We start from the raw sequence: 12,203 nt of genomic DNA, 5'->3' as shown, positions 1-12,203 counted from the left end.
AAAAACTACAAAATTTTAATAGTCTCTCCATACAAATCATATTCATCCGCAAAAGAAATATTTGCTTCAACAAATTTACCAATGTAATTTTTCAAATCAATTTTATCTTTAACAGATAAAATTACAGTTCCGTCTATTTCAGGAGCGAAATTGTACGACCTACCTATTAATTCGTTATTGTCTGATATTTTTTCTACCAAAATCTTCATTTTTGAACCAACATATGTCTGATTTTTATCTTTAGATATATTTTGTTGAACTGAAATAACGTTATCTTTTCTTGCCTCTGCAACCTCTGGAGATACTTTATTTGGCAAATGAAAAGCTGGAGTTCCTTCCTCAGGAGAAAAAATAAACACTCCTACATGATCAAATTTGTGCCTATCCAAAAATTTGAGAAGATGCTTAAAATGTTCTTTTTTTTCTCCTGGGAAACCAACAATGAGACTAGTTCTTAATACAGCAGATGGAATTTCTTCTCTAATTTTCTCCAAAATTGATTCATTCAAAGAAGCTTGCCAAGGTCTATTCATACTCTTCAACACATCTGGATGACTATGCTGAAGTGGTAAATCAAAGTAAGGTACTATATTTTTCGAATTTTTGAAAGCTCTAATAACTTCATCAGTTAAACCCGTGGGATAAGCATAATGTATCCTTATCCAAGGAATTGGCACTGTAGAAAGCTCATTCAAAAGTTTGGCTAATGATGGCTTTCCATAAATATCTTGACCATAATTAGTTGTTATTTGACTAATTAATATGATTTCTTGAATACCCTGCTTTGAAAGACTTTTGGCTTCTGAAACTATAGATTCTATTGTTCTACTTCTTTGAGGACCTCTCAACTTAGGAATAATACAAAAAGCACAATTATAGTTGCAGCCTTCAGCAATACGAAGATAAGCAACAATTTTGTTTTTATCTACAAAACGAGGTATTTTCTCATCTGCAATAAATTCAGGTATTTTTGAAACTTCATTAACGATTTCTCCTTTTTCTACTCTGTCTAAAACCTTTGCAATCTTTTGATAATCTCCTGTTCCAACCAAACCTTTTATTTCAGGTATTTCTTTTAGAAGTTCATCTTTAAAATGCTGAGCCATACAGCCTGCAACTATTACTTCCTTTCCTTGATTTGTATATTCTAGAATTTTTCTAATAGATTCTTCTCTAGCTGTTTCAATAAAACTGCAAGTATTTACAACAACAACATTTGCATCATTTATATTGCTGTCAACTTCATAACCCTCTTTATCTAATAAGCCTTGCATATGTTCAGTATCAACAAGATTTTTCTCGCAACCAACATGACTAAATGCAATCTTAGATAGTTTTTTTTCTTTTATATTGAGACTATTTTGTTTCACAACTTGAAAAATAAGAATTAAAAGATTTAAAAAGCATTTCGTACATAACTCTCATGCCAAGATAATATTAGGATAGATAGTGTAAATAACAAATTTTCATTTTTATGGCCCTTAAGACTTTAAACAGAAGAAGTAAAAAAGATTTGAAATGGCCAAAAATCATAATTGCAATTCTTAGCACTATAGGCATAGTTGACACAGGTTCGATTACTCTAAAAGAATGGGGATTATTTACTTCGCTTTCATGCCCGGGGATACAAAATGGTTGTGAAACAGTTTTAAATAGTCCTTGGGGCACGTTATTTGAAAATAATCACGTTAATATACCTCTTTCATTAGCAGGATTTATAACGTATTTATCAATATTATTGATTACGATAATACTTTCGCTAAATTTAATTTCCCCAAAAGAAAAACTAAATAAGTTTTTATGGTGGTTAGTATTCCTTATATCTTGTGCGTCATCAACATTTAGCTTTTTATTGATAAATATAATGTTTTTAAAAATTCAAGCATATTGCTTTTTTTGTATACTTTCTGCAATTTTATCGTTTTCTATCTTTATAATTTCTATGATTGGAGCAAAGTTTGAAAGTAGAGAACCTATGATTTTTAGAGGTTTCATTGTAGCCATTAGTGTCCTTCTAGGGGGGCTAATTTGGTCTACAAATGTAGACCCCTCTAATGCTATTGACGTTGCAATCCCTACTGAAAATGTATCACCAATAATTACCACTTCAAGCTCTCCAAAGAAGGTAAAATTTGCAAAATTTTTAAGTGATAATAATATTGTTATGTATAGTGCATACTGGTGCCCGCATTGTCACGATCAGAAACAATTATTTGGTAAAGAAGCAGTTAAAGAATTAAAAGTAGTTGAATGTGCTAAAGATGGTAAAGATAATGAGTATGAGCTATGCCAAACGAAAGGGATCAGCGGATTTCCTTCTTGGGAAATAAATGGAGAAATAATTAGTGGTACACGCGACTTGAATGAATTAGCCATAAAGACAGGCTATCAAGGAGATTCTAATTTTTAATAAATCTTTTTTTAATTTTTTGATCTAACTGTTGTGTAGTATGGCATTCCCAATTTTTATCTTTATCTGGAAAATCATCTCTATAATGCCCTCCTCTGCTCTCTTCTCTAAACAGACAAGCTTTTAATAAAGTTATAGTTGTTATTTGTCTATTCTTTAAATCAAGTAAAAGATTCAATGATCTCCTATTCGGTTCACTAAGTTTAATTCTTTGATCAAATCTTATTTTTTCAAGACTATTTAATAAGTAATTTTTTTGTAAATGAGCCATATCATTTTTAATAGTATCAAGAAATTTACTCATATTTACCTTATTTCGAGATACACCTAGATTTGACCAACATAGTTTTCTTAATTCATCAATTTTTTCTGCAATTTTAGAAATTTGATCTTCTTTCGGATCTTCAATATCTAAATCTTGGATTGATCTATCTAATTTTTCGAATTTAGGAGGATAATTAAGAACAATTGAAGACATTTTTCTCGCAAAGACAAGGCATTCCATCAGTGAATTACTTGCAAGTCTATTCGCACCGTGAACGCCTGTGGAAGCAACTTCTCCTACTGCATATAATCCTTTTCTTGTAGAAGAAGCATTCAAATCAGTTTTGACACCTCCCATCCAATAGTGAGCTGCTGGAGCTACAGGAATAACCTCATTTAATGGATTAACTCCATATTCCTGACATCGACTTAAAATTGTGGGGAATCGCTCGACAATTTTTTCTGGATCAATATACCGAAGATCTAAACCAACATGATCTACATTATTGTCATGCATATTCTTCATAATTGCTCTACTTACTTGATCTCTAGTAGCTAAATCACGATTTTTAAGATTTTTAACTGGGCTTTCACCATTTTTATCCACTAAAATCGCTCCTTCTCCTCTAAGTGCCTCAGATATCAAGAAACAAGGAGCGCCATAAAATTTTAAAGCGGTTGGATGAAATTGAACAAACTCTAAATCTTCAATTGCAGCACCCGCTTTCCATGCAAGAGCAATCCCTTCTCCAGAGGATTGAGCAGGATTAGTTGTATTAGTAAATAAATGCCCACCTCCACCTGTGGCCAAAACAACAGCTCTCGATTGAATCCAATATAAATTCGCTCCATCAAGAACCTGAACTCCTTTACATTCCTCATTTTCAATAAGAAGTTCAGTTACTCTTACACCCCTACAGTGAAGAATATTTTTTTTATTTTCAACATGATCTTCTAAAACTTCCACTAGTGCTCTTCCAGTACGATCTTTTACATGCAAGACTCTTCTTCGAGAATGAGCTGCTTCTAAAGTAGTAGCTAGTTGATCAAAACTTTGATCAAAAATCATGCCTAAATTCTGCAACCTATCAACACAACCTGGGGCTTCTTTAACTAGCATTTCTACAGCTTGTAAATCACATAGTCCATCCCCTGCTTTTAAAGTATCATCAGCATGAAGTTCGAATGAATCATCTTCCCTAATAACAGATGCTATCCCTCCTTGTGCCCATCTACTAGAAGATACCTTGCTAGTGTTTCTATTTAAAAGAAGCACTTTTAAATGTGCCGGCAATTCAAGGCAAGTCATAAGTCCTGCAGCTCCAGCACCTATAACAATTACATCCCAATTATTTATCGGAATCTGTTCTTGCGAAAATGGAGGCCTAAGCATTAAACCAATCCACTAAATGTTGGTTGCAGAATTGCCAGAAAAATAAAAATACCATCAACGATTAATGTCGTTTGAATTACATAACTAGAAACCAATAGTGCTTTACCATAAGTGGTATTAATAGTCGCAGAATCAAAAATTTCTTTTGAAATAAACCAAAGTATAAATGCAACAAGAAAAATAATAGATAAAGATTTTATCTGAATAAGATTCGATGAGGTTTTCTGAAGAATTAACGGTGCACTCTCAGAATCTGCTATTATGACCTGCTTCCATTGATCCATTATTCCTATCAAAAATATTGTAATGTCAGTAACTGCAGTTCCAAACAAAGAAGATATATAAAAACTAGAACCAATTTTCCAATTCGTGCCTAGGCCAATTAAAGCTAACGGGAGCACCACAGCTTCAACAGGAATGTGAAGGATAGGATATGGACTTAACCATCCCCAAAATAAACATCCACCAAGCCAACTCCCTGATACACCATATAATAATGAACTGACAATAAACCATTTATTTGATTGTTTTTTGTTCAAAACATAGGCTCCTAAAAGGATGACAAAAGTAAAGCAAAGAGCACTAATCGGTTCTAATCTCACCCAAGGGGCTTGAACAAATATGGGTAAAATTACAAAAAAAGAAGACCACAATCTTAAAGAAATTGGTCTTGATAAAAGAGTACTTTCGTATGAATTACTTGCTTTATCCAATCCATAGTTAAATTCATCTTTCACTTCTAAGTTTTTTGTAATTAATTCTTTCAATGAATTAGTTCTTTATAGTTATCTTAATTAATTTAAATCGTGTTTTTGAAAACTGCGAATGCCATATTTTAATAAATTAAAGGCCATAAATTTAAAAATTGTATTCACTATTTTAAAAGTATTTAATACACTTTGAGCCTTAGATGAGTTTAGAATAAGAATATAGACAATTTTTAGAATTTAATTGTGTGGCAAGAAATTAATTACAAAGAAGATTCGAAAGATCTTTTGGTTCCCAATATTACTTATAAAATAAATCCTGCAGAAATTGAAAGTATTGAAGTTAATTCAATTGCTCAAGAAATAGGATTTGAATCAGGTGATTCAATAATTAGTATAAATGGAAAAAAACCAAGAGACTTAATTGACTATCAGATACTCATTAGTGAAGAAATTTTAGATATATCAGTTTTAGATAAAAATCATAAAATTCATAATATAAGTATTGAAAAAGATCAAGATGTCAATTTAGGCATAAATTTCAAAGATGCATTATTTGATTCAATTAAGCAATGCAATAATAAATGTCCATTTTGTTTTATAGATCAACAGCCAATAGGTAAAAGAAAAAGCCTTTATCTAAAAGATGATGATTATAGATTAAGTTTCCTATATGGCTCTTATTTAACTCTCACGAATTTAAAAAAAGAGGACTGGAAAAGAATTTCTACGCAAAAACTATCTCCACTTTTTGTTTCTGTTCATGCTACTGATCCTGGCACTCGAGAAAAATTATTAAAAAATAAAAAAGCAGGATTAATTCTTGATCAAATTTCTTGGTTTGAAAAAAACTCTATTCAAATACATGCTCAAATTGTTGTATGTCCTGATATAAATGACGGAAAGATTCTTGAGAAATCAATATATGATTTAGCTGAATTCTACAAAAAAACTTCTCAAACAGTATTATCAGTTGCAATAGTTCCAGTAGGACTTACAAAATTTAGACCTGAAAATGATGGATTGAAATCAATTAGCTCAGAATATGCAATAAAAACGATTAAACAGGTAGAGAATATCCAAACCTCTCTACAAATTAGTCTTGGGACTCGTTTTTGTTGGTTAGCAGATGAATGGTATTTAATTGCTGGTAAAAATTTGCCTAGTTACAAAACCTACGAAAATATGCCTCAAGAATCTAATGGAGTAGGTTCAATTCGAAGCTTTCTAAAAAAATTAACTTCTAAGACGAAACATCTTCCTAAAAGAATAAAAAAACAAAGAAAAGTTTGTTGGATAGTAGGCAAATTAGTTTATGAGGCACTTATTCCGACTGTTAAAAAATTAAATGATATTGATGGATTAACAATTAATTTATATGGATTACCAAGTGTTTATTGGGGACAAGAACAAGTAGTTACTGGGCTTTTAACTGGAGAAGATTTAATTACTGGACTTGAAGATAAAGATCTTGGAGAGGGTATTTTTATACCATCTATAATGTTAAAACTTAATACTGATTTATTCTTGGATGATAAAAATGTGAGTCAAGTAGAAGAACATCTAAATACTAATATTCACATTCTTGATGATGCGGATGATATTATTAATAATCTAATTGGAATATCCAATAGTAAAAAGATTCTAAATTATGCTTAGAAAAATAATAAATACCATTTTATTTATACCACTTAGTTTCTTTATTAGTTTTCATCAGTCAATACTAAGCGAAAACAAAAGTTTTATCGATGAAGTTATAGAAGAAAATGAAGATAAAATATTCATAGATCATCAAGAAATAAAGAATATTATTCTGAGAAATAATAATGAACTGAAAGCTTTAAAGGAATTAATTGATGCATCGAGTTTTAATCTTTCAAGCAAAATTGCTAAGAGGTACCCATCAATCGATTTGCAAGGGAATGGATTACCTCAATATGTTTTTGGTGAAAATTATAATAATAACTCAGGCACTAGAAAAACTTCCCAATTTTCTGCTAATCCCTCACTCAATATCAGATTGGATTTAATCGATCCGCTTCGAGGTCCAGAAATTAAAATTGCCAAAGAAAACTTTAAAATTGCAAAAAATAATTATGAAATTAAGAAAAAAGATCTAATCCTAGAAGCTAGAACAAGATTTCATCAATACCAGAAGTCATCTCAAGATATTATCAATAAGAAATTCGCACTTGATTTATCAATTACAAGTCTAGAAAATGCACAAGCTAAATTAGATGCTGGTATCGGAACAAAATTTGAAGTACTTGAAGCAGAGGCTCAACTTTCGAGAGACAAGCAAGAACTTAACGAAAGAAAAATTGAACATCAAATAAACAAAATATCACTTAAAGAGATTCTTAACCTCAAAGAGGATTTCGAAATAGAAAAAGAACAAAAATTATTAGGTTTCTGGAATCATAAATTAAATAAAAATATAAATAATGGCCTTGAAAAAAACCTTTCCTTAAAAAATATTTCTCTTCAGCAATCAATCAAAGATAATGAGGCAAAAAGTTTCTTAAATTCAAATCAGCCTAGTATATATATCAGTAACTCATTATCAAGTACATTTACCAAAGGAGATTCTTTAGCAGTTGAAATAGACCCTAGCGAATATGGATCTTCTTATACGAATACAGTAAGCTTAAACTTTTCATGGAATATTTTTAATGGTGGTCAAAACAACAAATCATACAAATCAAGTAAAGCTCAAGCAAGGGGTGAAGAATATTCGTATTACAATCTTAAAAATGTTCTAAAAACTAATATCACCAAAGCTTACCTAAATTTAAAATTAAATGAAGAAAAAATATTATCCACTTCAAAAGAGATATCATCTACCAAAGAATCCTTGAGACTATCTAGATTGAGATATGATGTAGGAATATCAACTTTAAAGGACGTACTAGTCAGACAAAAAGAATTAAGTGATGCAAAATCAAAGAATATCAATGCAATTTATAATTACAACTTGAATCTAGATGAATTGAAAAGATTAACTTTTCTTGAAATCAGTAATGACTGTGTAGGAAACGATAATACGATTAAACAAACAGAATCTATTTGCAATATTCCAATATGAATCAGCTAAATTTAACTAATCATCAACTTAGTGAATTAGATTCTTTATTTGAATTAGTTAGTCAACGTCAAATAAAAGATTTTGGGAATATCAGTGCTAGCAACAAAGCAGACGGATCATTAATAACAAGTTGTGATTTATGGAGTGACAAAACTATCGTAGATGGTCTTGCCTCAATAGCCCCAGGTGAAGGCGTCTTGAGTGAAGAAGGAGGAAAGTCCATTCCAAATACAAAAGCTTATTGGGTGGTCGATCCACTTGATGGGACAACCAATTTTGCTGCAGGTATTCCATACTGGTCTATTTCAGTAGCGAGGTTCGTTGATGGTAGACCTCAATCTTCTTTTTTAATAATTCCCACATTGAAAAAAAAGTTTGTATCCATTCATAGTAAAGGTGTTTGGTTAAATAACCAAAAAATAGACCCTAATCAAAATAATCACGAAAGCGAATGCATTTCCTTATGTAGTAGATCTATAAAAATTTTACAAAAAAAACCAAACTCAGTATTTCCAGGGAAAATCAGACTCTTAGGTGTATCGAGTTTAAATCTAACGAGTGTAGCAATGGGTCAAACTTTCGGGGCTATAGAATCAACCCCAAAAATATGGGATATTGCAGCGGCCTGGCTTTTATTAGAAGAACTAAATTGCTCCATAAAATGGTTAGAAACAGATCCTTTGAATTTAAGTCCAGGACAAGACTTAAGCGATATTAATTTTCCTTTGATTGCTTGTAAATCAATAGAAAAAATTGAAATCTTAAAGCCATGGGGTAATTTATTATTGAAAAAGTAGTTGCATCATTAATAAATAATGGCTTGAAAAATTTATTAATTAGATACAATAAAAAATAAATAAGATAAATATTTGAAGACAATTAATTTGCAGCGCAGTTCAACTTGGATACTGAAAAGTTTATGGGGCGCGTGTGAGAGATGGAGCAAATCAGATTGCATAGATCTAAGTGCTGCATTTGCCTACTACACATTACAATCATTTTTTCCTATTCTTTTAATTTCTCTTTCAATCGCATCATGGTTCTTGGGAAAACAAGAAGGATTAGATCAAGAAATAATATCTATTGCAGCCCAAATTTTACCTCCATCAGTAGTTGAATTAGTAGAAACTACATTGTTTAAATTAATTGATCAAGGTTTTGGAGCAGGTATTCTAGGAGCTATGTTTTTGCTTTTTACTGCGGGAAATGCATATTTATCTCTTCAAAGAGGTGCAGATAGACTATGGGAGGACCAACTTCCTTCGAGAAAAATTAATTCTGCTTGGAGAGATCAAGCTTCAAGATTTCTACGAAACAGAATTGAAGCTTTTTTAATAGTATTCTTTATAGGTTTCTTGATGGTACTAGATCAGATTAGTGCGAATCTTAGAATGATACCAAGTAACGTTTTGGAAAATCTTTCAAAATCTAATAATTTAATTTCTGACTTATTAATAAAGCTACCGTTATTACAAGTTGGTAAATTTGCAATACCACTAATTGGCTTTTCCTTAATGGCTCTTTTATTGCAAGCGCTCTTACCAAGTAGAAAAGTTCCTTTGAAGCCACTTTTACCAGGATCTTTTCTTATTGGAATTGGCCTTACTACTTTAAATTTAGCGGTAAGTAAAAGTATTCTTTCGCTTGGGGTAAGATTTCAAGCATATGGTTTTATTGGAGGTTTTCTCGTACTTACTTTATGGGTCTGGCTACTAGGAGTAATTTTATATTTTGGACAATGTTGGAGTGTGGTTATTGCTAGCATGTCTCTAGTAAACAAAAAAAGAAACAATAGATAAAAAAACTGCAATGAATTTTCTTCTTAAATCCAATAAAAATTTACTTGCTTTTTCATTTATATTATTAATAATTGTCCCTTTTATTGGGCTTAACTTTTTTATAAGCTTTCTCGGTAATATCCTTCTACTCATATTTCTAATTCCAATTTTTTTACTTCTTCTAGCATTTATAGCTTTTAATTCTTATAAATCAAAGATCAAAAAATGTAGTAATTGTGGCGCAATATCATTAGGTCTCAGCGAAACATGCATGAATTGTGGAACAAACTTAGAAGATATGAATAACACAAATCTAATAAATAAAAAACCGAGTGAAGCAACTATCGAAGTAAAAGCAGAAGAAATATAATAAAATTTAACCTATTCCAATTTGTCTAAGTATACTTTGGCCAGTAATTAATTCAGTTCCCAAACCAATCAAAATACCCATCATTGCCATACGACCATTCCAAGTTTCTGCAAAATTTACGAAACCGAATCTCTGCTGATTTTCGTCGTTCATGATTAATAAATTTATTTAATTTAATTTTAACGTTTTAAGGAAGAATTCATGAAAAATAACAAATTAATTATTTAACATGTCTTATACCATCAACTGGTCGGTATTCATCTCCAGTTAATTCCTCGTAAATAATTGCTGGCAAACCCGTATCGAACATTGTTTGCAAAGCCTCTTTGAGCATAGGATTCCACCCTCCAGTACTTACTTTCCCGTGTCTTACCGTCCAATCCCAAGTTCCTTGAAGATCTCTAGGTATTCTACCCTCTCTATCTCTTCGAGCTACTAAATCCAAAGATTCTACAATACCAACAATAATTGGATTTTTTCCATAAGAAGGAGTAAGACTTAATTCAAGCCTCACTGGATCTTCTTTAACCATTTTCAAACGAAACCTTGGTGGTAACTTTAGAGATCTTAGGACTGACGAGACAATTTTTGTTCTTAATTCCAATTTTTTTTCCTAAATTTTTAAATCGATTAATCAGTTGTTGAACCCTTTTCTTCCAGTGAGGAGTCATTATCATTTGAAAATCTTACTGTTAATAATTCTTCTTCTGTTATATTGCCTGATTTATCAAGCAGTTCAGGATGTATTGTGTATTTTTTTTGTTTTAAATTTGATTTGTAAAAATCTTTTTTTTCTGTACTAGAAATACCCCAACCAGTGGACATTACTTTGAAAGCTTTCCATACAAGATAGGTTAAGGCCGCAGAATATATAATTGAAAACAGAATAGTCATTAAATTTATCTTTTAATTAGAACTATGATAACTATGATAGCCCGAAAAAAAGAAAATTAGCTATTTTAAGTCACTAAATTATTCTTTAAACTAAATTAAATTTTTATAGTGGTTATAGTGAAATTACACAAATATTGTGATTCAAATGTATTTGAAGAAAATAAAAAAAACAAAATTAAAAGTCTACAGTCAAAAGAAGATCTTATTTTCTTCAGTAATAACCTTAGGTCTATTATTGCCTTCTAATGTAGTACCCCAACCATTAATAATAAATCCAAAATTTAGTAATACTAATACATATTCAAAAAAATCTTTCATTACTGCAGCTGTTGAAAAGACTGGTCCTTCTGTAGTAACAATTGAAACTCAAAAAATTGTTAAAAAAAGAAAAGTTCCACAAGATTCACAAATATTTTCAGACCCATTTTTTGAAAAATTTTTTGGATTAGATTTACCTAAAAACACTCAGCAAAGAATAGAACAAAGCCAAGGAAGTGGATTTATATTCCAAGATGGACTTGTAATGACAAATGCTCATGTTGTAAATGGATCAGATAAGGTGTTTGTTGGTTTAACCAATGGGAAGAAAATAAAAGGAAAAGTCATAGGGCAAGACATTTTTACCGATTTAGCTGTACTAAAAATTGAAGGTGAAGGACCTTGGCCAAAAGCAAAATTAGGGGATTCGTCTAAAATTAAAGTTGGTGATTGGGCAATTGCAGTTGGAAATCCATTCGGACTAGAAAACACAGTTACACTTGGAATTATTAGTAATTTAAAAAGAAATGTCACTCAATTAGGGATATACGATAAAAAATTTGAACTTATTCAAACAGATGCAGCTATTAACCCTGGAAATTCTGGTGGGCCTCTATTAAATAGCAAAGGAGAAGTAATTGGTATTAATACCTTGATTAGATCAGGTCCAGGAGCTGGTTTAAGTTTCGCAATCCCAATAAATAAAGCTAAGAAAATTGCATTTCAACTTATAAATAATGGAAAAGTAATACATCCTATGATTGGGATAAGTTTAATAGAAGATAGTAATTTCGAAAGAAATAATAATTCAGTGAAAGTTGGCTATGTTGTACCAAATAGTCCAGCTCAAAAAAGTGGGATTATGGTGAATGACATAATCATAAAAGTGGATAATAAATATATTGAAAACGCATCTGACGTAATAAACCAAATAAATGAAAATGGTATAAATAAACGAATAAATATATTGCTAAAGCGAAAAAATAAATTTATTAGTTTAAATGTAATACCAACTGATATTACCAATATACGAAATAAGTAAAA

The 12,203-nt window shown here is 30.8% G+C and carries 13 protein-coding genes; 7 read left to right on the top strand and 6 right to left on the bottom strand.

Annotated features, from left to right (window positions below; all coding sequences use genetic code 11):
• Nucleotides 1-5: 5 nt before the first annotated feature.
• On the bottom strand, nt 6-1,370 hold the full coding sequence (gene rimO / locus HA144_RS00550; protein WP_209041496.1) for a 30S ribosomal protein S12 methylthiotransferase RimO: 1,365 nt from the start codon (nt 1,368-1,370) through the stop codon (nt 6-8).
• 104 nt (nt 1,371-1,474) lie between these two features.
• On the opposite strand from rimO, the gene HA144_RS00545 reads away from it, so the two are divergent.
• The gene (locus HA144_RS00545) at nt 1,475-2,410 is read left to right on the top strand and encodes a vitamin K epoxide reductase family protein (RefSeq protein WP_209041494.1); all 936 of its coding nucleotides are present in this window, start codon (nt 1,475-1,477) and stop codon (nt 2,408-2,410) included.
• Here HA144_RS00545 and nadB read toward each other — a convergent pair.
• Entirely contained in the window at nt 2,400-4,067 is a 1,668-nt protein-coding gene (nadB, locus tag HA144_RS00540; protein WP_209041492.1) for an L-aspartate oxidase, read from the bottom strand. The two genes, HA144_RS00545 and nadB, sit on opposite strands and share 11 nt — an antisense overlap.
• Nucleotides 4,067-4,834 (bottom strand): DUF3120 domain-containing protein, encoded by a 768-nt coding sequence (locus HA144_RS00535; protein ID WP_209041490.1) that lies wholly within the window; start codon nt 4,832-4,834, stop codon nt 4,067-4,069. The genes nadB and HA144_RS00535 overlap by 1 nt, the downstream gene beginning before the upstream one ends.
• A gap of 186 nt (nt 4,835-5,020) precedes the next feature.
• Here HA144_RS00535 and HA144_RS00530 point away from each other — a divergent pair, with 186 nt between their 5' ends.
• The 5 genes from HA144_RS00530 (at nt 5,021) to HA144_RS00510 (ending at nt 10,007) form a co-directional block, all read left to right on the top strand.
• Entirely contained in the window at nt 5,021-6,433 is a 1,413-nt protein-coding gene (locus HA144_RS00530; RefSeq protein WP_209041488.1) for a TIGR03279 family radical SAM protein, read from the top strand.
• Complete coding sequence (locus tag HA144_RS00525; protein WP_209041486.1) at nt 6,426-7,859, top strand: TolC family protein; 1,434 nt, start codon at nt 6,426-6,428, stop codon at nt 7,857-7,859. The genes HA144_RS00530 and HA144_RS00525 overlap by 8 nt, the downstream gene beginning before the upstream one ends.
• A complete protein-coding gene (locus HA144_RS00520) occupies nt 7,856-8,656 on the top strand; it encodes an inositol monophosphatase family protein (RefSeq protein WP_209041485.1) in 801 nt (266 codons plus the stop codon). Before HA144_RS00525 ends, HA144_RS00520 begins: the two co-directional genes overlap by 4 nt.
• Nucleotides 8,657-8,743: 87 nt before the next feature.
• Nucleotides 8,744-9,658 carry a YihY/virulence factor BrkB family protein gene (locus tag HA144_RS00515; protein ID WP_209042515.1) on the top strand — a complete coding sequence of 305 codons (915 nt, stop codon included), beginning with the start codon at nt 8,744-8,746 and terminating at the stop codon, nt 9,656-9,658.
• A 10-nt stretch (nt 9,659-9,668) separates the two neighbouring features.
• Nucleotides 9,669-10,007, top strand: coding sequence for a hypothetical protein (locus tag HA144_RS00510; protein ID WP_209041483.1), 339 nt, complete (start codon nt 9,669-9,671; stop codon nt 10,005-10,007).
• Nucleotides 10,008-10,013: 6 nt separating this feature from the next.
• Here the strand turns inward: HA144_RS00510 and HA144_RS00505 are convergent, their stop codons facing one another.
• The 3 genes from HA144_RS00505 to HA144_RS00495 all read right to left on the bottom strand — a co-directional run bounded on the left by HA144_RS00505 (nt 10,014) and on the right by HA144_RS00495 (nt 10,901).
• On the bottom strand, nt 10,014-10,160 hold the full coding sequence (locus HA144_RS00505; RefSeq protein ID WP_209041481.1) for a high light inducible protein: 147 nt from the start codon (nt 10,158-10,160) through the stop codon (nt 10,014-10,016).
• A gap of 67 nt (nt 10,161-10,227) precedes the next feature.
• Nucleotides 10,228-10,611, bottom strand: coding sequence for a hypothetical protein (locus HA144_RS00500; protein WP_209041479.1), 384 nt, complete (start codon nt 10,609-10,611; stop codon nt 10,228-10,230).
• 26 nt (nt 10,612-10,637) lie between these two features.
• Nucleotides 10,638-10,901: a DUF2973 domain-containing protein gene (locus HA144_RS00495; RefSeq protein WP_209041477.1), complete on the bottom strand. Its 264-nt coding sequence runs from the start codon at nt 10,899-10,901 to the stop codon at nt 10,638-10,640.
• Between the two features lie 145 nt (nt 10,902-11,046).
• On the opposite strand from HA144_RS00495, the gene HA144_RS00490 reads away from it, so the two are divergent.
• Nucleotides 11,047-12,201, top strand: a complete 1,155-nt coding sequence (locus HA144_RS00490) for a trypsin-like peptidase domain-containing protein (protein ID WP_209042513.1) — start codon at nt 11,047-11,049, stop codon at nt 12,199-12,201.
• Nucleotides 12,202-12,203 lie beyond the last annotated feature (2 nt).

It is taken from the genome of Prochlorococcus marinus XMU1404 (genome assembly GCF_017696175.1).
In the GTDB taxonomy this organism is placed as follows: domain Bacteria; phylum Cyanobacteriota; class Cyanobacteriia; order PCC-6307; family Cyanobiaceae; genus Prochlorococcus_A; species Prochlorococcus_A marinus_X.
This window is presented reverse-complemented; position numbering and strand designations above follow the sequence as displayed.